The organism is uncultured Rikenella sp. (genome assembly GCF_948810725.1).
Lineage (GTDB): Bacteria > Bacteroidota > Bacteroidia > Bacteroidales > Rikenellaceae > Rikenella.
Genome location: NZ_CAQIVA010000003.1, coordinates 75,576 through 96,133, shown reverse-complemented (window position 1 = coordinate 96,133; position 20,558 = coordinate 75,576). Strand labels below are relative to the sequence as shown.

General features: G+C 59.8%; 15 protein-coding genes. 12 read left to right on the top strand and 3 right to left on the bottom strand.

The window, feature by feature from the left end; genetic code table 11:
• The first annotated feature begins 37 nt into the window (after positions 1–37).
• Complete coding sequence (locus Q9S52_RS02890; RefSeq protein ID WP_304708106.1) at positions 38–739, top strand: helix-turn-helix transcriptional regulator; 702 nt, start codon at positions 38–40, stop codon at positions 737–739.
• On the top strand, positions 727–1,290 hold the full coding sequence (locus tag Q9S52_RS02885; protein ID WP_304708105.1) for a response regulator transcription factor: 564 nt from the start codon (positions 727–729) through the stop codon (positions 1,288–1,290). The genes Q9S52_RS02890 and Q9S52_RS02885 overlap by 13 nt, the downstream gene beginning before the upstream one ends.
• 73 nt (positions 1,291–1,363) lie before the next feature.
• On the opposite strand, the gene Q9S52_RS02880 is transcribed toward Q9S52_RS02885, so the two are convergent.
• The 3 genes from Q9S52_RS02880 to dxs all read right to left on the bottom strand — a co-directional run bounded on the left by Q9S52_RS02880 (position 1,364) and on the right by dxs (position 4,530).
• Entirely contained in the window at positions 1,364–1,774 is a 411-nt protein-coding gene (locus Q9S52_RS02880) for a D-Ala-D-Ala carboxypeptidase family metallohydrolase (RefSeq protein WP_304708104.1), read from the bottom strand.
• 12 nt (positions 1,775–1,786) lie between these two features.
• Positions 1,787–2,179 (bottom strand): hypothetical protein, encoded by a 393-nt coding sequence (locus Q9S52_RS02875; RefSeq protein WP_304708103.1) that lies wholly within the window; start codon positions 2,177–2,179, stop codon positions 1,787–1,789.
• Positions 2,180–2,583: 404 nt separating this feature from the next.
• The gene (gene dxs, locus Q9S52_RS02870) at positions 2,584–4,530 is read right to left on the bottom strand and encodes a 1-deoxy-D-xylulose-5-phosphate synthase (protein ID WP_304708113.1); all 1,947 of its coding nucleotides are present in this window, start codon (positions 4,528–4,530) and stop codon (positions 2,584–2,586) included.
• A 34-nt stretch (positions 4,531–4,564) separates the two neighbouring features.
• Here dxs and Q9S52_RS02865 point away from each other — a divergent pair, with 34 nt between their 5' ends.
• The 10 genes from Q9S52_RS02865 (at position 4,565) to Q9S52_RS02820 (ending at position 20,549) form a co-directional block, all read left to right on the top strand.
• Entirely contained in the window at positions 4,565–5,350 is a 786-nt protein-coding gene (locus Q9S52_RS02865; RefSeq protein WP_304708102.1) for an OmpA family protein, read from the top strand.
• A gap of 389 nt (positions 5,351–5,739) precedes the next feature.
• Entirely contained in the window at positions 5,740–9,057 is a 3,318-nt protein-coding gene (gene mfd / locus Q9S52_RS02860) for a transcription-repair coupling factor (protein WP_304708101.1), read from the top strand.
• Between the two features lie 299 nt (positions 9,058–9,356).
• Positions 9,357–10,097: a type III pantothenate kinase gene (locus Q9S52_RS02855; RefSeq protein WP_304708100.1), complete on the top strand. Its 741-nt coding sequence runs from the start codon at positions 9,357–9,359 to the stop codon at positions 10,095–10,097.
• Entirely contained in the window at positions 10,078–11,403 is a 1,326-nt protein-coding gene (locus Q9S52_RS02850) for a hypothetical protein (protein WP_300730478.1), read from the top strand. Before Q9S52_RS02855 ends, Q9S52_RS02850 begins: the two co-directional genes overlap by 20 nt.
• 168 nt (positions 11,404–11,571) lie before the next feature.
• Positions 11,572–12,900, top strand: coding sequence for a lipopolysaccharide assembly protein LapB (locus tag Q9S52_RS02845; protein ID WP_297626439.1), 1,329 nt, complete (start codon positions 11,572–11,574; stop codon positions 12,898–12,900).
• Between the two features lie 50 nt (positions 12,901–12,950).
• On the top strand, positions 12,951–13,607 hold the full coding sequence (lptC, locus tag Q9S52_RS02840; protein WP_297626442.1) for an LPS export ABC transporter periplasmic protein LptC: 657 nt from the start codon (positions 12,951–12,953) through the stop codon (positions 13,605–13,607).
• A 9-nt stretch (positions 13,608–13,616) separates the two neighbouring features.
• The gene (locus Q9S52_RS02835) at positions 13,617–14,879 is read left to right on the top strand and encodes a hemolysin family protein (protein ID WP_297626445.1); all 1,263 of its coding nucleotides are present in this window, start codon (positions 13,617–13,619) and stop codon (positions 14,877–14,879) included.
• Between the two features lie 133 nt (positions 14,880–15,012).
• The gene (locus tag Q9S52_RS02830; RefSeq protein WP_304708099.1) at positions 15,013–17,079 is read left to right on the top strand and encodes a SurA N-terminal domain-containing protein; all 2,067 of its coding nucleotides are present in this window, start codon (positions 15,013–15,015) and stop codon (positions 17,077–17,079) included.
• A gap of 134 nt (positions 17,080–17,213) precedes the next feature.
• Positions 17,214–18,482, top strand: coding sequence for a dicarboxylate/amino acid:cation symporter (locus Q9S52_RS02825; RefSeq protein ID WP_304708098.1), 1,269 nt, complete (start codon positions 17,214–17,216; stop codon positions 18,480–18,482).
• Positions 18,483–18,494: 12 nt separating this feature from the next.
• Positions 18,495–20,549 carry an alpha-L-fucosidase gene (locus Q9S52_RS02820; protein WP_304708097.1) on the top strand — a complete coding sequence of 685 codons (2,055 nt, stop codon included), beginning with the start codon at positions 18,495–18,497 and terminating at the stop codon, positions 20,547–20,549.
• Positions 20,550–20,558 lie beyond the last annotated feature (9 nt).

The window sequence follows — 20,558 nt, the reverse complement described above, 5'->3', positions numbered from 1 at the left end:
CAAAAAGCGTCAGGGGAAAAATCGTTATCTTTACGACATGGCACTATTGACAAGCGACACCCCGTTGAGTTCGGCACTGGAGCAGCATCCCAGTCTGATCCCCCTCGTGAACCGGTTCGGCATTCGGCTCGGGTTGGGCGATCGGACCCTCGCCGCCGTGTGCGACGAACATCGGCTCGATCCGGAATTCATGCTTCTGCTCATGAATACCTACCTGTTCAACGAGTATTTTCCCGAACAGCGTCTCAAATCGTTTCACGTCAGCCGAATCGTCGATTACCTGAGCAAAACCAACGCCTATTATCTGCACTACCAGCTGCCCAACATCGAGCGGCACCTCGCCCGGCTGATCGCCGGCGGCGGCGAAAACGGCCAGCTCGCTTTGCTCGGTCGGTTCTTCGAGCGATTCAAGGAGAGTTTGATCGCCGCCATCGACTACGATGCCGATGTCTGGTTCCCGTATTGTGCCGCTTTGAGCGCAGGGACGGTGCCGCAGGGGAGTGTGCCGAGGCCGTGCCCGGCGCCTCAGACCGCTGCGGACGAAGAGGAGGATCCGACCGTCGGGCTGCTGCGCGACCTGCGCAGCATCATGGTACGCCACCTGAGCGGCGAATACGATGACAATCTGGCCTATGCCGTCATCTTTGCCATCGGGAGCATCGAACGCGACATCCGCCAGCACAACCGCATCCGCGACCGCATACTCACCCCTTTGATCGATGCCTTATGCCGCGCGTAGCCGTTGTCTTGTCCGACCTGCTGCAACGCGCAGGGCTGGCGGCCCTGCTGGAACGCTATTTCGCCCCGGTGGAGGTCGAATGTTTCGCCGCCGTGAACGACGCTTTGCGCGAGGAGAGAGCCTTCGACCTCTATTTTACAGACAGTGCGGCGTTCGCGACCGAAGTCGATTTTTTTCTGACCCATCGGGCGCGCTGCGTGATTCTCGCGCCGCAGGAGAGCGGCGGTGGCGGCTGCGAGGCGCCGTATGTCGTATCGCCCCGCGGCACGCTGGAGGAGGTGGTGGAGCAGATCGGGCGACTCTGGCGAGACGACCGGTCGGAGGACGAGAAATCTTCGACCGACCTCTCCGGACGCGAGGTCGAGGTGCTGCGTCTGGTGGTCAGCGGAGCGATCAACAAAGAGATTGCCGACCGGTTGCACATCAGCCTCAATACCGTCCTGACCCACCGCAAAAATATTACCGCCAAACTCGGCATCAAAACGGTTTCGGGACTGACCCTCTATGCCTTGATGCACGGCTATATCTCGGCGGACGACATGCCGCTTTGAGGTGCGGAACGTATAAAACGAGAGGCTCGACTGAATGGTCGAGCCTCTCGTTTTGCTATGGGCTGAGGGCGGTTTACAGATGTAACACCTGTCTCCGGTTCGCCCCGCGGCGGTAGGAGATATGTACCCAACGGTAGCGGGCTTCGTCGATCAGCTGGTCGAATTCGATCGTTCCGGCCCGTTGCAGCTCTTCGATGCGGCGGAAAAACCGTTCGTTGGCTGCCGGAGCGCCCACGCTCAGGTCGGCTGCCTCGCCCCGCATGTGTTGCGACGTCGCGACACCGCCCACCGCTGCGTTCAGCTCCGGCGACCGGTAACCGCTATTGATCGTCACGGGAGCTCCCCACGCGGCTCGGATCGGGTCGAGCAGCTCCTCGATCAGGATTTGCAGTCGACCGGCCGCCTCGTTCGGCGGTCGGTTGTCGATTCTCTGGGCTGCCGCCGTCGCCGAACGGCACAACTCCTCTACCGTAAAATACTTCATACCTTTTTATAGTTAATCGTTGCGCCGTTTCCGGCCCGTGAAGCGGACGACCGGGGCGAGTCGTCCGTCGGCGGAGCGTTCGTACAGGATGTATGACTGTTCGCTTCCCGGGCCCTCGTCTGCGTGCAGAAACCATTTGTCGGAGTACCGGAAACGGAGCCGATTCGCGCCATCGAGCGTTATCTCCTGCGGGCGGAGGTTCTGGATCAGGTCGATCGCCTCGTCGAACGAAGCCGGAAGAACGACCGGTCTCGACAGGGTGTCGGCTGCGCGGAGCGTTTGTCGCAGGGTCTCTACCGCGACGGCCGGAGAGGAGGGGAGGGTTCGGCGCGTCAGGGGGGTGTGGCCGGCGCTCGGGAGGAGGGGGAGGGCCAGGAGGAACAGGCGCAAAATAGCGGATCTCATCGGAATTCGACAAATAAAGGGTTAAAGGTTGACACGACTTTTATTCGCGACGTTCCGTTGCGTTTCGGCGACCTTTTCCAACTCGCCGAGGGCTTGGGCCGAGGCTTCGCGCATCAGGACGAGCCGGCAGCCGCAGCACGGACAGACGAAATCCCGACCAGGATCGAGCAGCGATTCAGGTCGGCGGGGATCAGGGTGGAGCAATCGGGGCAGGGAATGCCGGTCGGACGGCCTGGGTGGGTGAATCAGGGGCTCGCGGTGCGGAGCCTCTGTTGCGAAGATAGAATCGGTCTCTGCTGCGGGCTGCGGGCGGTTTGCGAATGGCTCGTTCGGGTTTGCGAGGGGACGAAAAAAGGCTTCGGAAAAAATTCCGAAGCCTTTTTTTGTTGAGGATACTAACGATACTAATCCGCCGCCGCAAAACCCTTGATCCGTTCCGCCAGGGATTCGGCATCGATGCCGCACGCCCGCCGAAGCTCGCCCACCGCTCCGTGTTCCACGAACCGATCCGGCAGCCCCAGCCGCACCACTTCCCGCACGGCCCCGCCCAGCTGGTTCCGGTCGGACAGAAACTCCAACACCGCCGAGCCTACGCCCCCCGCAATCACCCCGTCCTCGACCGTCACCACCCGTCGATAACCCCGCGTCGCGATCCGCAGCAGCAACTCCTCGTCCAGCGGCTTGGCGAACCGTAAATCATAGTGTGCCACCGCAATCCCCTCTCCGGCCAAAGCCTCCACCGCCATAGCCGCCTCCAGCCCGATCGCGCCGATGGAAAGTATCGCAACATTCGCGTTTTCAGGCTCGTTCAAAACACGTCCTTTCCCCACTTCTATACGCGAAAAGGGTGCCCCGAGCACTTCCCCCGCCGCAAAGGCCCCGCCCCGCGGATAGCGGATCACCCACATCCCATTGTTCGCCAGCGTCGCCGTGTACATCAGGTTCCGCAACTCCATGGCATCGATCGGCGCCGCGATCGTCAGCTCCGGAATCCCCCGCAGCAGAGAAAGGTCGAACGCCCCGTGGTGCGTCGCTCCGTCTTCCCCCACCAGCCCGGCACGATCCAGGCAGAGCACCACCGGCAGCCGCTGCAAAGCGGCGTCGTGGATGATGTTGTCCACCGCCCGCTGCATGAACGATGAGTAGATGTTGCAGAACGGCACTCGTCCCGCCGCCGCCAGCCCCGCCGAAAAGGTCACGGCGTGTCCCTCCGCGATCCCCACGTCGTAGGCCCGATCCGGCATCCGCTCCATCAGCAGGTTCATTGAACAGCCGGTCGGCATTGCCGGTGTAATGCCCACAATCCGCTCGTCCGTCTTCGCCAGCTCGACCAGCGTGTGGCCGAACACCTCCTGGAATTTCAGCGTTTGCATGCCGGATTCGGCTTTTGCGGCGGCAAACCGTTCGCCTGTCTCCGGGTCGAACTTTCCGGGTGCGTGCCACTCGGTCTGATCCCGCTCGGCCGGCGCATACCCTTTCCCCTTGACCGTCAGCGTATGCAGGATCTTCGGCCCAGGCAGACTCCGCAGGTCGCGCAGCGCCCGCACGAGTGCCACGACGTCGTTCCCGTCCACCGGTCCGAAATATCGGAAATTGAACGATTCGAAGAGGTTGCTCTGGTGTAGGAAGAACGATTTGGCGCCATTGACGATCTTCTGGATCATCCGCCGCAGCCGCGGTGTCCGATCCAGCGCGCGCCAGGTCGTATCCTTGAACCAGTTGTAGTGGCGCGAGGTGCTGATCTCCAGCAAGGCCTCTTTCAGTGCCCCGACGTTCGGGTCGATCGAGATGCGGTTGTCGTTGAGCACGACCAGCAGGTCGTTCGCCGGATCGGCTCCGGCGTTGTTGAGCCCTTCGAAAGCCAAGCCGCCGGTCATCGCTCCGTCGCCGATCACGGCCACGCACTTCGCTCCCCCGCCCGTCTCGGTCTGCATGCCCCGCAGCAGTCCCAGCGCGGCCGAAATCGAAATGGAGGAGTGTCCCGCTCCGAAAGCGTCGAACGGGCTCTCGCTCATCTTCGGAAAACCGCTGATGCCGCCCAGCTTGCGATTGGTGTGGAACCGATCCCTCCGCCCGGTGATGATTTTGTGGGCGTAGGCCTGGTGTCCCACGTCCCAGACGAGTTTGTCGTTCGGGGTGTTGTAGACGTAGTGGATGGCCACGGCCAGCTCCACTGCTCCGAGGCTCGAGCCGAGGTGCCCCGGATTGGTCGATACTTCGCGGATGATGAACTCCCGCAGCTCGGCGCAGTAGGCCGGCAGCTCGTCGATGGCGAGTCGTCGCAGGTCGGCCGGCGAGTCGATCCGGTCGAGGTAGGTGGTGGCTTGCGTCTTCTTTTCGGCTGTGGGCATAATCACAAAGATAGAAAATTTGTACCTTCGCCTTATGAAAAAAGGAAAAATAGTCGGGGCGGCGATGCTCGGGGCGGTGGTGGTTATGTGGGGCGGGGTGTCGTGCGTCTCGATGAAGAAATACCGCGAAACGCAGACAAGGGCGTTGAGGTGCGAGACGGGGAGCGCGACGCTCCGGGCGGAGAACGAGCAGTTGCGGGAGCAGCGGGCGGCGCTGGAGGCGCAATATCAGGCGCTGGACTCGACGCACTATGCGGAGGGGTTGACGAATGCGGAGCTCCGGACGCTGCTCAAGGAGCGGACGAGGATCCTGACGGAGGTGAGGACGCTGTTGGGCGAGGCGCTGCGCGATTTCGACAGCGAGGGGCTGACGGTCTCGGAACGCGGGGGGATGATCTATGTGTCGGTGGACGAGAAGCTGCTGTTCGAACTGGGAAAGGCGGAGGTGTCGCCGGCGGGCGAACGGGCGGTGATGAAGGTGGGCGAGGTGCTGGCGCGTAATCCGGCGATCCGGATCATGGTGGAGGGGCACACGGATAATCTGCCGTATCGCTCCAAAGAGGGGGATCAAATCATCGATAATTGGGACTTGAGTGTCCACCGGGCGACGGCGGTGGTGCGCATCCTGCTGCGGAACCGGGGGATTGCGCCGAAGCGGATCACGGCGGCGGGACGCAGCCAGTATGTGCCGCTGGTGGGGGGAACGGATCCGGAGGCGAGGGCCCAAAACCGACGGACGGAGATCATCCTCACGCCGGACATGGATCGGCTGTCGGAGTTGCTCGAACGAGCGGGACGCATGACGGACGCGACGCGATAAATTTTCATTTCTCGGTTTTTGCCCCGGAGGGTACTGTTCTTTTTAACTTCACTGCGCTCGTTTTCCTCCTCGCCGCTCGGCAATTCGCAAACTTTGTTTGCATTGCTCTCACTGGCAGCGTCGGTTGTGAACAAAAAGAACCAGAAAAACTTCAGAGCGCATCCCTGCGGGATGCGCTGGCCGTACGAGGCGGAGATAACCCGTGGTCGTCCCACCGGGACGACCTCTGCAAAAGTCTTTTGGGTACCTTTTGCCCGAAGGCTTCCTCGCGCTAACTCGGCATAGCCCGCAAGCGGTCTCTGCTCAAGTAACGCTGCTCGGCTCTTCAGAAAAAGAACAGTTCACTCTAGGGCAAGTACGGACAATCAAAAAGATAATCATCACGAAAGATGACCATAGAGCAGTTAGTGCAGCGGATCGACGAGAGTGCCTCGCAAGTCGAGTTTCGGGAACGGTACGAGAGCGAGCGCACCTTGCGGATTCGGGGGGTGGCCGGGTCGTTGCTCGCCTTTGTTGTCCGCGGCATCGCCCGGCAGAAAGGCGGCATCCATCTGCTCGTTGCCGACGACCGCGACGACGCCTCCTATCTCTGCAACGACCTTATCAACATCGCCGGGGAAGACTTTCCCGGTGCGATACTCTTTTATCCCACCGCCTATAAACGCTCCGTCCAGACCCGGCGCGAAGACCCCGCCGGGATCGTCCAGCGCACTGCCGTGCTGACCGCCCTCGCCGGGAGCTGCGAATCCGGCAAACCCCTCATCGTCTGCACCTATCCCGAAGCCCTCATCGAACGAGTCGCCGACCGGCAGAAACTCGCCGAAAACACCCTCCGTGTGCGGAAAGGAGAGCGGATCGGCATGGACGAACTCGAACGACAACTCGTCGATTATCGGTTCGAGCACGTCGATTTCGTCGCTGAGCCCGGTCAGTATGCCCGACGCGGCGGGATCATCGACCTCTTCTCGTTCGGCGACAACAAACCCTACCGGATCGACTTTTTCGGCGACGACATCGAATCGATCCGGCTCTTTAACGTCGGCACCCAGCTGTCGACCGAAACCCGCGACGAGATCGAGATCGTACCCAACCTCAAAAATCCGGAATTGGCTGAAAAACGCGTCTCGCTGCCGGAGTACATCGGCCCCGGAGAGGTGACCTTGTGGATGACCAACCCCGTCCACTTTCTCGGCCGGCTCGACCAGATTCGGACGAAGCTCCTCGGCGAGCTCGACGAGCCCTCCGCCATCGACAGCCAGGTGACCAGCCGGAAACAGTTCGTTGCCGAGACCCAGGCCTGGCGGTGGATTTCGCTGAATGTCCATGCGCCCGAGCGGGTGGCCGGGGGAGCCGATATCGACTTCGGAGCTTCGCCCCAGCCCCAGTTCAACAAAAACTTCGAACTGCTCGCCGACGATATTCGGCGAGGGAACGACGAGGGGAGAACCACCTATATCCTCACCGAGAACCGAGCCCAGATGGAGCGGCTCGAAAACGTCTTCGACTCCGTGGGGCTCGAACATGTGGGATACGGCCATGTGCCGCTCACCTTGCACGGAGGGTTCGTCTTGCCCGCTCTGCACCTCGCCCTCTACACCGACCACCAGATTTTCGACCGTTACCACCGCTACACCGTTCCCAATGAGATCGACCGGCGCGAGAGCATGACCGTGGCCGAACTCAATGCGTTGCAGGTGGGCGACTACGTGGTGCACATCGACCACGGGGTGGGGAAATTCGGTGGGCTGGTGCGGAGCACGACCAACGGTGTGGTGCAGGAGTTTATCAAGCTGGTCTACCGCGATAACGACATCCTCTTCGTCAATGTCCACTCCCTGCACCGGATCAGCAAATACAAGGATAAGGACGCGCCGGAACCGAAGATTCACAAACTTGGTTCGGGGGCTTGGCAGAAGCTCAAACAGACCGCGAAAAGCAAGGTCAAGGACATTGCCCGGGAGCTGATCGCCCTCTATGCGCGGCGGAAGGCGAGCCGGGGATATGCCTACTCGCCCGACGGCTTTCTGCAACAGGAGTTGGAGGCTTCGTTCCTCTACGAGGACACGCCCGACCAGCAGAGCGCTACGCAGGCCGTGAAGGAGGATATGGAGCAGGCGGTGCCGATGGATCGGCTGGTCTGCGGCGACGTGGGGTTCGGGAAGACCGAGATCGCGATTCGCGCGGCCTTCAAAGCGGCTACCGACGGGAAGCAGGTGGCGGTGCTGGTGCCGACTACGGTTTTGTCCCTCCAGCATTATCGTACTTTTTCGCGGCGGCTGAAGGACTTTCCGGTGCGGGTCGAAAATTTTTCCCGGGTCAAGACGACGAAACAGACTCGCGAGATTCTCGACGACCTGGCGGAGGGCAAGATCGATATTATTATAGGTACCCATCGGTTGTTGGGCAAGAATGTGCGCTTCAAAGACCTCGGGCTGCTGATCATCGACGAGGAGCAGAAGTTCGGGGTGGCGAATAAGGAGAAGTTGCGGCACATCAAGGCCAATGTCGATACGCTGACCCTGACGGCGACGCCGATTCCGCGGACGTTGCAGTTCTCGCTGATGGGGGCGCGCGACCTGTCGATTATTAATACGCCGCCGCCGAACCGGCAGCCGGTGGCCACCGAAGTGGACGTCTTCGACGAGGAGATCGTCCGGGAGGCGATCGAGGCGGAGCTACATCGCGGCGGACAGGTCTTTTTTCTCCACAACCGGGTGCAGAGTCTCGGGCGGATGAAGGAGCTCATCGAACGGCTCTGTCCGGGGACGCGGGTGGCGGTGGGACACGGCCAGATGCCGGCGGCCGAGCTGGAAAAGATCATGATGGACTTCATCTACGGCGAATACGATGTCCTGCTGGCGACGACGATTATCGAGTCGGGGATCGACATTCCGAATGCCAATACGATGATTATCAACGATGCCCATCTGTTCGGGCTCTCCGACCTGCACCAGTTGCGGGGACGGGTGGGGCGGACGAATCGCAAGGCGTATTGCTACCTGCTGATCCCCTCGGAGGAGCGGGTGACGGGCGAGGCGCACCGGCGGTTGCGGGCCCTGGAGGAGTTTTCGGACTTGGGGAGCGGTTTTCATATCGCCATGCAGGACTTGGATATTCGCGGTGCGGGTAATATTCTGGGGGCGGAACAGAGCGGTTTTATCGCGGACATCGGGTTCGAGACGTATCAGAAAATTATGGCGGAGGCGGTGGCCGAGTTGCGTGAGGAGCAGGGATTGGAGCCGGATGTTTCGGCGATCGACTGTGTGATCGAGACCGATTCGTCGGCCCATCTGCCGGACAGCTACATCGGGACGACGGCGGAGAAGATTCGGCTCTATCGGGAGCTGGACGGTATCCGGACAGAGGAGGCGTTGCAGCAGTTCATTGCGCGGCTGACCGACCGGTTCGGCGAGCCTCCGTCGCCGGTGCAGGAGCTTTTCGAGGTGGTTCGGCTGCGGCGGGTGGCGGAGGCGAACGGTATCGAACGGATTGTGCTCAAGGGTGGGCGGGCGACGCTCTATTTCGTGGCGGACGAGCGGTCGGCGTTTTACAAGAGCGATCGTTTCATGACGTTGTTGCAGGCTGTGGCGGCTTCTCCGGCGCGGTTCAAGCTCAATCAGTCGGGCAATAAGTTATCTTTGTCTGTCCGGGAGGCGAAGTCGGTGATGGCTTTGCGGCGTGCGCTGGAGGGGCTGGCCGGCTGTTGAGGGGCGGTTCTTCGAACCGCAAGAATATGAAAAGGGGCAAGCCCGGGTTCTAAGTCCCCAATCGGTTCCGTCGAAAGCTCTCCTGTCCGTTTATTCCGAGAGGCAACGCAACTGAAGACCGTAGCCGCGATTGTGTGAGTCGCCTGGATTGAGATATGCCGCGTAGAAGTTCAGGAACACGGCGAAAGTCCTGTTAACGGTCGAAGACCAGCTGAACCCCAGGTGACCGACATACGCCGGTGTCCCCTTGTCGTAGCCGCGGTTGCCCGGGGCGGGACTGTCCCGAACTTGAGATCATTATGAATTTAGTCATCGACATAGGAAATACCTTTGCGAAAGTCACCATCGTGGATCGCGGCGAAATCGTCGCCCGGGAGACACAACCGCAACTCGAGCGCGATCTCCTCCTGCGCTTGCTGGAGCGGCATCCGGAGACCGACCGTGCCATTCTTTCCACCACCCGGCTGGCCGACTCCGCCACAGAAGCGTTTATCGAACGGCAAGTCGGCCGACTGATTCGCTTCGGTGCGCAGACCCCCGTGCCTCTGCGAAATGGCTATGCCACCCCCGAGACCCTCGGAGCCGACCGGATGGCCGCAGCCGTGGGAGCCTGGGGTCGGGCTCCGGGACGAGAACTGCTCATCTTCGACTTCGGGTCTGCCATCACCATCGACCGCGTGAGCGCCGCCGGCGAATACCTTGGCGGCAACATCTCGCCCGGCATGACCATGCGGTTCGAAGCCCTCCATCGGCTGACCGACCGGTTGCCCCTGTGCGGCGCTCCGGCCGGCGAGACAACCCTCACCGGACGAACCACCCGACAGGCCATCGAAAGCGGCGTCGTAGTCGGTATCGTGCACGAAATCGAGGGGTACATCGACCGCATCGGAGCGCAAAATCCGGATTTGGCCCTCTTTTTTGCCGGTCGGGACGCGAATTTCTTTGCCGACAAAGTAAAAAAGCCGATATTTGTGACTCACGACCTCGTGATCGAGGGACTCAACCGAATACTCGAATACAATGCCCAACTCAATAGTTAGGAGAGCGAGATACGTTGCGATCGTCCTGTTGCTGAGCATGTTCGGCGGAGGCATGATCTCTGCGGCATATGCTCAGATGAGCAGCCTGAACACCTTTTCGCCGTACACGATGTACGGCATCGGCGACCTGGCGGTCGGCGGGAGCGCTTTCAACCGACCGATGGGAGGCGTGGGGGTCGCTTTTCGCACGCCGTATCGCTTCAACTACCTCAACCCGGCGGCGCTGAGCGCCATTCCGCGGCAGTCGGCCCTCTTCAACTTCGCCGGCGAGGGGAAAAATATTTATGCCAAAAGTCCGAATACTTCCACCTCGTACAACACCTTCAATATCCATGACCTCGGGCTGGCGGTGCCGCTGGGGAAGGGCGTGGGGCTCGGATTCTCGCTGACGCCGGTCAGTTCGGTGGGGTACACCAGCCGGTTGGTGGAACGGAGCGCAGACATTACCCAGAATGTGGGGAGTACCATTTATAACTATGCGGGCGACGGGGGGATCACGCAGGTCTCCATGAATCTCGGGGTACATGTGGCCAAAGGGCTTTCGCTCGGGGCGGCCATGCACTACTGGTTCGGGGATATCGAACGGCAGTACAACGTCGTGGTGAACGACTACACCTCGTCGACCATCTATCGCAACATCGTCTCGTCGGAGAACAAGAATATCAGCAAACTCTTGTTTACGCTGGGGGCGCAGTATACCTGTCGGGTCGGAAAGCAGAACGCTTTGACCGTCGGAGCGACGTATCAGCCGAAAGTGAAGGCTACCGTGCGGGACAGCCGTTTGACCTTGTCGCACAACTCGGTGATGGTGGATACCATCTACTCGGCCCGGAGCCGGACGAAGATGGATATTCCGGCCAAGTGGGCGGCGGGGATCGCGTTCCAGGGGCCGAAACTGACCGTCGCATTCGACTACAACCGGCAGGACTGGGCCGGCGCGTTTGCCATTCCCGAGGGACAGGAAATTTCACTCGGCGTGTATCAGGACTTCCGACTCGGGTTCTCCTATACGCCCGATCAGTTCGATATTCGGAACGCCTTGAAACGGTGGACCTATAAAGCGGGGGTGCGGTACGGGGACAGCTACCTGACGATGCGGGGGAATCGCCTGCGCGATGCCGCGGTTTCGGTCGGGGTCGATTTCGCCCTCAAACGCGGTACCTTCTCCAAGGTCGGGATCGGCCTCGAATACGGCGAACGCGGCTCGTGGGCGAAGGATATGGTGCGCGAACGCTACTTCAATTTTACCGTCGCGCTGAGCCTCTTCGGGAACGATTACTGGTTCGTGCGGCCGAAATACAATTAATATTTGCAAAATTCCGCCGGAACTCCGAACTTTATAGTCCGTTTTTTCCGTTAGCTTCATGAGCCGGGAGAGGCTTTGCGGCCCCGACGGAACGTTGTTTACCTCAGTTTGTTTATTTCCGGTTCGCCTCTTTTGCCGGGGCGGACGAAACCAAAACTAACCGCAACCATGAAAACACGAGTTTATTCCCTGATCGCTGCTTTCTGCCTGCTGGGCGGGGCGGTCGGCGCACAGGACTTCCGCGAGGATCCCAGGTACGGGAGCGATCCGGCATCGCGGGAGCAGAACGTGCGCATCCTCAACTTCTTCAACGACGCTTATAAGGCCAAGGAGTACGGACAGGCCACGGTCTATCTGCGCCAGTTGATCGAAAACGCTCCGAAGGCGACCCAGAACCTCTATATCCGCGGCGTCGAGATCTATAAGAGCAAGGCGCTCGGGGCGCAGAGCTTGCAGGAACGGAAAATGTATGTGGACAGCATCCTCTGGTTTTTCGACAAACGGATCGAAGCTTTCGGCAACCATCCGCAGCGCGGCGAAGCTTATCTGCGGGGGGAAAAGGCGAAAGCCTTCCTCGCTATGATGCCGGCCGACCGCGAACGGCTCTTTCAGTTCTTCCAGGAGGCTTTGCATGAAAAACACCCGCTCAATCCGGGCTTGGCGGTGACCTACTTCAACTCGGTGGTCGAAAGCTACCGCCTCGACGATGTGACGCCGGAACAGGTGATCGATATTTATGAGCGGCTCAGCCAGCGGCTGGCGGGGTGCGAATCGCCGGAACGCGCCGAGGCGATGAAGGCGATCGACGACCTCTTCGCGTCGAGCGGGGCGGCCAATTGCGAGACCGTCGAAAAAATCTATCGGCCCAAATACGAAGCCGATCCGGGGAATGCCAAACTGATCGAAACCATTCTCGCGCTGCTTCGGCGCGGAAACTGCTCCAGCGACTTCTACCTGACGATGCTGGAGAAATACTATGCCGCCAATCCGCGGCCGGACGTGGCGGTGCAGCTCGCTTCGCTGTTCCAGGAAAAACAGGAGTTCGGAAAGGCGATGGAGTACCTCCGTATCGCCATCGACAACGAGACCGATCCGGCACAGAAGACCAACTTCATGTTGCAGGGAGCCGGGATGGCGCTCTCGTCCAGCTCGTATCGCGAAGCGGCCCAGTTTGCCCGTCAGGCTATCGACAACGATCCGAATAACGGGCTGGCCTACTTCATCCTCGCATCGGCTTATGCAGGCGGGAGCGGCAGTGCGTGCAGCGGATTCGACCGGCAGACCGCTTTCTGGCTCGTGGTCGACAACTTGGTACAGGCACGGCGCTTGTTGCCGGCGGATGATCCGCAGCAGTCCACGATTTCGCAGATGATCGGAAACTACAGCGCAAACTTCCCGAAGACGGAGGAAACCTTTATGCGCGGGCTCAATCCGGGGGACTCGTACACCGTCAATTGCGGCTGGATCAGCGGCCGGACGGTGGTGCGGGAACGGTAATCCGTCTCTACGGGATGCCTTTCTCTTTGCACGACTTGTGTTCGATGCTTATGAACGAAAATAGAGACCGACCGACCTTCTGTCGGAGCGGGCGAGTGCTTGCCGCTGCTTTTTCAGCGGCAAGCATCCTTTTTTTCGCCCGGTGCGGAAACAACGAACCGACTCCGACGGTGGACGATCCGGAAAAGACGCCTACCCAAATCAGTCATAACCACAGGATCATCAACTCGATCGACGGGCGCAGACAGTATCGCATGGAGACTCCCCTGCTCGAACGGTACGAGTTGGCCAAGGAGCCGTTCATGGAGTTCCGCGAGGGGATCAAAGTCGAAACCTTCGACTCCGCTTTGCGGGTCGAGAGCGATATCGTGGCCGACTACGCCCGCTTCAACGAGACCCAAAAACTGTGGGAGGCGCGCGGGAACGTCATCGCGCACAATTACGAGGCAGGAAAGGAGCCGCGGACGCTCCTGACCGAGCGGCTCTTCTGGGACCAGACCGCCAAGAAGATATACAGCGATACGATCGCCCGGGTGATCGACGGCGGGAGCGTGCACGTCGGGCGGAACTTCGAAGCCGACGAAAATTTCGAGCGGTGGAGCTTCCGAAATACCGTCGGGCAGATCGAAGTCGATGCTGCGGCCATGCGCGACACTTCTACGGTTGGTTCTGTACCGGTGGCGGCGGACACTTCGGCTACTAAATAGGCATTTTTCATGGGAACAACCATTCTCGTCATACTCATCGCCCTGCTGCTCTCGGCCTTTTTTTCCGGGATGGAGATCGCATTCCTCTCCTCGAACAAGCTGAGGCTCGAAATCGAACGCAAACAGCACCCGACCTACGGGCGGATCGCCAGCCTCTTTCTCAAGGCGCCGGGACAGTATATCTCCACCATTCTGGTCGGGAACAATATCGCGCTGGTCGTCTATTCGATCTTCATGAGCCTCCTCTATACCGCTATCGCCGGGCGATCCAACTACGCGGCCGAGACTTTGATCTCGACCCTCATTATCATCTTCACCGCGGAATTCTTGCCCAAAGCGGTGGTGCGCGCCAATCCGAACTTCTACCTTCGGACGTTCGCCGTGCCGCTCTACGTGTTTTACATCCTCTTCTATCCGATCTCGAAATTCGCCACCCTGCTCTCCACCGGCCTGTTGCGGCTGATGGGGCGGCGCGTGGAAGAGACCCCGCAGATCACGGAGTTCGGCAAGGTCGATTTGGCCACCCTCGTCGAGGAGGCGGCCGTGGGCGAGGAGGGCGACGCTGCGGAACGGGAGGACAGTGAACAGCGCGTGAGGCTCTTCCAGAACGCCCTCGACTTCTCGGAACAGCGCGTGCGGGAGTGCATGGTGCCGCGCACCGAGATGGAGGCCATCGAGGTCGGCGAAGGGGTCGACGACCTGCGCCGGATGTTCGTCGGCACCGGATTCTCGCGCCTGCCGGTCTACGACGGGACGATCGACAACATCATCGGATATGCCAACCTGAAGAGCCTGTTCGACGGGCCGAAGACGATCCGGGAGGTGTTGCAGGAGACCTTGTACGTGCCCGAGACCATGTCGCAGCGGAAGCTCCTCGAAGCCTTTACCCGATCGAACAAGTCGCTGGCCGTCGTGATCGACGAGTTCGGCGGCACGGCCGGGATGGTCACCCTGGAGGACTTGCTGGAGCAGATCTTCGGCGAAATCGAGGACGAACACGACGCCGATCATCTGGTCGAAAAGGAGGTCGCCCCCGGCGAATACGTATTGGCGGGACGGCTGGAGATCGACCACCTGAACGAGACTTACGACCTGAGGATTCCTGAGTCGGATCGCTACGAAACCTTGGCGGGGTATATCCTCGACCGCAGCGAAGACCTGCCCAAACCGGGGGATACGTTGCGCGCTGACGGACTGAAGATCAAGATACTCCGGACGGGGCACGCCCGCATCGAACTCGTACAGCTCGTCCGGACGGAAAAGGCCAGGTAGGGCGAGGGCGCTTTTGCCGCATACGACGCACACTGTTACGTATGTCGAAAAAAAACAGTACATTTGCCCCATTATATCGGCGTGCGCGGCGCGGCGTCGTTCCACAAGCAAATAAAAAAGAGAATATAACAGCATGGTAACTCTCAACACCCTCAGAAACAAAGGCGGCGTGCTGCTCGCGATTGTGATCGGCGTCGCGTTGCTGGCTTTCGTGCTCGGCGACATGTTCACCTCGGGGAGCACCCTGATGAACAGCTCGAAGATGAACGTCGGGACGATCGACGGCGAAAAAATCTCGATGCAGGAGTACGGACACGCTATCGACGAACTCACCGAAGTACAGCGGATTACCACCGGACGCGAAGGCTCCAACGAAGAGCAGAACGAGATGATTCGCGTGCAGGCGTGGGATCTGATGATCCGGAACAAGGCCTTGAAACCGGCGCTGGCGGAGGTGGGGCTGACCGTTTCGGACGAAGAACTGGTCGATCTGATGAGCGGTGCCAACCCGTCGCCGATTCTGGTCCAGATGTTCGGCGATCCGCAGACCGGGCGGTTCGAACCGGCCATGCTGCGGCAGCTGCTGGCCAATGTCGAACAGGATCCGACCGGCCGGTTGCAGATTTTCTGGAACTATTTGCAGGGCGAGGTGGCCGACCAGAGCCTGATCTTCAAATTCAAAACCTTGGTGGACAAGGCGGCTTACGTAACGGGCTTCGAAGCCGAACGCATGGCGGCCTTGGAGGGGGAAACGTACGGGGTGGATTACCTCGTGAGCCGGTACGAATCGGTGCCGGACAGCACGGTGACGGTGAACGATGCTGCGCTGAGGAAATACTACGACACGCATCGCGGGATGTTCCGGCAGCAGGACTCGCGCGAGATCGAATACGTCACCTTCGAAGCGCTTCCTTCGCAGGAAGACTATGCGGCGGCGGAAAAGAACGTCCGCGAGATGGCGGACGGGCTGCGGACGACCGGTAATGTGCGTCAGTTCGTCTCGATGAACTCGCACAACCCGTTCGACGCCAGATACTATAAGGCCGGGGAGTTGACCGGCGAATTGGGCGCGTTCGCTTTCGGGGCGGGGGCCGATGAGGTGTACGGGCCGGTATTGAGCGGCGACCAGTGGACGATGGCCCGGGTGGCTGATGTGCAGACCATGCCGGACAGCGTGCGGTTGAGCAGCATCGTGATTCCGGCGGAACCGAAGGCTTTTGTCGACAGTTTGTTGAACGCTTTGCAGCGCGGGGCGGACTTTGCCGCTGCGGCGCGGGCCCACTCGGTCGAAGCGCAGCAGGTCGACGGTGACGGCGACCTCGGGATGATGGATCCGCAGGTGTTGGCTCCGCAGTTCGCGGATGTCGTGAAGGAGATGAATGTCGGCGATATCCGGACGGTGACGACGCCGGAGGCGATCTGCATCCTGAAAATGACGGATCGCAAAGGGATGGCACGCCGGGTGCAGCTCGGGGTGCTGAATTACAATGTGGAGGCGAGCGAACAGACTCGGAATCAGGTTTATGGCGAGGCCAATAAATTCGCTACGGCAGCGGCTGCGGGCGGATTCGAGAAGGCGGTGAACGACGCCGCGCTGGCTAAGCGGGTGGCGACTATCAGTTCGAACGACCGGACGGTCGGCGGGATCCAGCAGTCGCGCGAGCTGGCCCGGTGGGCTTTCAATGGCGAACAGGGCGAGCTGTCGGACGTCAAAGAGTTCGGTAACTATTTCGTGGTGGCGACCATTACCGGGGTGCGGGAAAAGGGAATCGCACCGTTCGAACAGGTGAAAGAGGACTTGAAAACTTTGGTCGTGCGGGAGAAAAAGGGTGAAATGCTGGCGGCGAAGATGAAGGGGGCAGCTTCGGTGGCGGCCTTGGCTTCGACCTTGGGGGTGGATACGCTGCACAACGACGATATCAATTTCGGCGGATTCATGGCTCCGGAGGTCGGTTTCGATCCGGCATTTACCGGCGGGGTGTCGGGGATCGGCAAGACGGGGGTGGTTTCGAAACCTATCGTCGGTCGGATCGGGGTGTATGCGGCTCAGATCACCGGTCAGCGGAAAGCGGCTCCGATGGATGTGGCGGTGGAAAAGGCTCGTCTGGCGGCGGAAGCGCAGCAGAGTGCGTTTATGGCCGCTTACGAAGCGTTCCTCGACTTGTGCGACATTCAGGATACGCGCTACCGGTTCTATTAATCGGTGTGAATTTGTCCCGGCTCGCTTCTATGAAGTAAGAAGGCTTAGTCTTTTTACAGATTGTATCGCATATATGTCGGCCTTACGCAGCATCGACCGCGTAAGGCCTTTTTTACAGATATACGCCTCATCGAATGAAATTCAGTGCCATTCCTTTGTATGCCCGAATCCTGCTCGGGATGATAGTCGGGATCGCGATCGGTCTGTTGGCCGTTCCGTGCGGTTTCTCCGGTCTGGTGACCGACTGGGTGAAACCTTTTGGCGAAATTTTCATGCGCCTGCTGAAATTTATCGCCATTCCGCTCGTGATGGTCTCGCTGATTAAGGGGGTGGGGAGCCTCGGCGACATCGCCTCGCTTTCGAAAATCGGTTTGCGGACGATCGGTATCTATATCTGTACCACCGTGTTGGCCATTGCGGTCGGGCTGGTGCTCGTCGAGGCGATTGCCCCGGGGAAGATCGTAGGGGCGGATAGTGCGGCGGCTATGGAGGCGGATTATCGGGCGGCTGTCACGGAACGCAGCGTCCAGGCCGAGGGGATGGCCGAGGTGCCGCCGTTGCAGTTTCTGGTCGATATCTTTCCGGACAACTGGATCGGAGCGATGGGCGATAACGGCCGGATGTTGCAGATTATCGTGATCGCGGTGCTGGTCGGGGTGGCGGTTCTGTCGGTGGGACGGGAGCGGACGGAACCGTTCATGAAGCTGATCGACGCGTTGGATGCGATTCTTCTGCGACTGATCGACCTGATTATGCGGTATGCGCCGATCGGTGTGGCGGCTTTGATGGCTGGGATGGTCGCCGACACGGCGGGGAATTTGGAGCTGCTCGGGGCGTTGGGGCTCTATGTGGTGACGGTGGTGTTGGGACTTTTGTTGATGATTTTTCTGTTTTATCCGTTGCTGGTTCACTTTTTCTCGAAGATTCCCGTGCGGAAATTCCTCCGGACGATGTCACCGGTGCAGCTGTTGGCTTTCACTACCAGTTCGAGCGCGGCGACGCTGCCGCTCAATATGGAGCTCGTCGAACGGAAGTTGGGGGTTTCGCAGCGTGTCACCTCTTTTGTCTTGCCGATGGGGATGACGATCAATATGGACGGTACGAGCCTGTATCAGGCGGTGGCGGCGGTGTTTATCGCTCAGGTGCTGGGGATTGACCTGACGGGGGTGCAGTTGCTGACGATTGTGGCGACGACGACGCTCTCGTCGATCGGGACGCCGGGGGTGCCGGGCGGGAGTATTGTGGTGCTGTTGATGGTGTTGTCGTCGGTGGGGATTCCGCCGGAGGGGCTGGCTCTGATTCTGGGGCTCGACCGGCCGTTGGATATGCTGCGGACGGTGGTGAATGTCACGGGCGATGCGACGGTGGCTTCGATCGTCGATGCCGGTACTTCCAATGACTAATCCGTTTCAATTATGAAGATCGTAACAAAACTCTTTTTTGGCCTGATGGCCTGTGCGTTCGTCTCTTGTCGGGATACCGTCCGGGCACCGGAACCGATTTATCCGGTGCCGACTCCGGCCCAGGTCGCCTGGCAAAAGATGGAGACCTATGCTTTTGTCCATTTTGGTCTCAATACCTTCAACGACCTTGAATGGGGCTACGGGGATACGCCGGCTGAGACTTTCGACCCCACCGATCTCGATGCCGAGCAATGGGTACGTATTATTCAGGCGGCGGGTTTCAAGGGTATCATCCTGACAGCCAAACATCACGACGGTTTTAATCTCTGGCCGAGCAAGTATACGGAGTATAGTGTCAAGAACTCGCCGTGGCGGGAAGGGAAAGGAGATATGGTGCGCGACCTGGTCGATGCCTGCCGCAAGTACGGGCTTAAATTCGGGCTTTATCTCTCGCCTTGGGATCGCAATCATGCCGAATATGGCGGGCCGGAGTATGTCGAATATTTCCACAATCAGGTGCGCGAATTGTTGAACGAATACTGTGACAGTGTCGAGCTGTTCGAATACTGGTTCGACGGGGCCAACGGCGGCGACGGTTACTACGGAGGGGCACGCGAGAAGCGGTCGATCGATCCGACGACCTATTACCGGTACGAACAGGCGGTCGAGTCCATCCACTCCAAATTTCCGGACGCCATGATTTTCGGCGGTACGGAACCCACGATCCGTTGGGTCGGCAACGAAGAGGGATGGGCCGGCGAGACCGACTGGGCTCCATATAAAGTAGGTGATAACCCGCATTACGGATCGCCCGACGGTACGCAGTGGTTGCCGGCCGAGTGCGACGTATCGATCCGCCCCGGATGGTTCTATCATCCGCGGGAAGACCATCAGGTGCGGACGCTATCGCATCTGGTAGATATCTATTATCGTTCCGTGGGCCGAAACGCGACTCTGTTGATGAATTTTCCGGTGGCGTTGGACGGTCGGATCCATTCCTTGGATTCGGCTCGTATTATGGAATGGCGACAGGCATTGGACGAGCAGTTCCGAACCGATTTATTGGAGGGTATCGTACCTGCGGCGAGCGATATACGCGGTCGGAAATTCGGTGCCGAGCGGATGACGGACGGTCGATGGGAGAGCTATTGGGCTACATCCGATTCGGTGACGACGGCCAGCGTCACATTCCGATTCGACACGCTTACGAATCTCAATCGTCTTCTCTTGCAGGAGTATATCCCGCTCGGGCAGCGTGTGTCGCGGTTCGGTATCGAGTATCTCGACAGTCTCGATAACTGGCGACCGGTCGAGACGCCGGATACGATGAGCACGATCGGTTACAAACGGATCATCCGGTTTGCGAGCGTGGCGACGAAAGGGGTGCGGGTGAATTTCCTCCAATCGCGGGGGCCGCTTTGTATCAATAATATAGAGGCCTATCATGCACCGGTGTTGATGGTCGAACCGACGATTCGGCGGACGGGACAAGGTGTGGTGTCGATTGGGGCGGTTCCCGGTGCCGAGATTCGGTATACGACGGACGGAACGACGCCAACGCTTGTGTCACCCGTGTATCGTGAACCGTTCGAATGGGCTGCTCCGGGAGAGGTGCGAGCCATAGTGATCGATCCGGTGTTGGGCACGATCAGCCCGGTTGCCACACGGAAATTCGATATTCCGACGGCTGCGTTTCGGGTTGTTAAACCGGCTAAACCGCGGACTGAAGTAATCTTCGACGGGAATCCAACGACAGTCTGGTATTTGTCGCTGGAGGAGGGCCGGGAGTTGATTTTCGATCTGGATCGCCCCCGTATGCTGACCGGCTTGACCTATACGCCCGATATGAGCCGTTGGGGAAGCGGGCCTGTCTCGAAGTACCGGATTTATGTGGATGGACGGAAGGTCGCAGCCGGTGAGTTTTCCAATATCAAGGCGAATCCGGTGGAACAGACTGTCGTTTTCTCGGAGCCGATTTCGGGTCGCCGGATTCGTTTCGTTGTGGAGGCGACGGCGGACGAGGCGCCGCAGGCGGCGTTTGCCGAAGTGACGGTTTTGACCGAGTAAACAGTCGGA

Bases quoted from the DNA above. Each gene is read 5' to 3' on its own strand.
- Q9S52_RS02875 (WP_304708103.1), bottom strand. From the start codon at position 2,179: ATGAGATCCGCTATTTTGCGCCTGTTCCTCCTGGCCCTCCCCCTCCTC.
- mfd (WP_304708101.1), top strand. From the start codon at position 5,740: ATGACCATAGAGCAGTTAGTGCAGCGGATCGACGAGAGTGCCTCGCAA.
- Q9S52_RS02825 (WP_304708098.1), top strand. From the start codon at position 17,214: ATGAAATTCAGTGCCATTCCTTTGTATGCCCGAATCCTGCTCGGGATG.
- Q9S52_RS02865 (WP_304708102.1), top strand. From the start codon at position 4,565: ATGAAAAAAGGAAAAATAGTCGGGGCGGCGATGCTCGGGGCGGTGGTG.
- Q9S52_RS02845 (WP_297626439.1), top strand. From the start codon at position 11,572: ATGAAAACACGAGTTTATTCCCTGATCGCTGCTTTCTGCCTGCTGGGC.
- Q9S52_RS02855 (WP_304708100.1), top strand. From the start codon at position 9,357: ATGAATTTAGTCATCGACATAGGAAATACCTTTGCGAAAGTCACCATC.
- Q9S52_RS02830 (WP_304708099.1), top strand. From the start codon at position 15,013: ATGGTAACTCTCAACACCCTCAGAAACAAAGGCGGCGTGCTGCTCGCG.
- Q9S52_RS02850 (WP_300730478.1), top strand. From the start codon at position 10,078: ATGCCCAACTCAATAGTTAGGAGAGCGAGATACGTTGCGATCGTCCTG.
- Q9S52_RS02820 (WP_304708097.1), top strand. From the start codon at position 18,495: ATGAAGATCGTAACAAAACTCTTTTTTGGCCTGATGGCCTGTGCGTTC.
- Q9S52_RS02890 (WP_304708106.1), top strand. From the start codon at position 38: ATGGCACTATTGACAAGCGACACCCCGTTGAGTTCGGCACTGGAGCAG.
- Q9S52_RS02835 (WP_297626445.1), top strand. From the start codon at position 13,617: ATGGGAACAACCATTCTCGTCATACTCATCGCCCTGCTGCTCTCGGCC.
- dxs (WP_304708113.1), bottom strand. From the start codon at position 4,530: ATGCCCACAGCCGAAAAGAAGACGCAAGCCACCACCTACCTCGACCGG.
- lptC (WP_297626442.1), top strand. From the start codon at position 12,951: ATGAACGAAAATAGAGACCGACCGACCTTCTGTCGGAGCGGGCGAGTG.
- Q9S52_RS02885 (WP_304708105.1), top strand. From the start codon at position 727: ATGCCGCGCGTAGCCGTTGTCTTGTCCGACCTGCTGCAACGCGCAGGG.
- Q9S52_RS02880 (WP_304708104.1), bottom strand. From the start codon at position 1,774: ATGAAGTATTTTACGGTAGAGGAGTTGTGCCGTTCGGCGACGGCGGCA.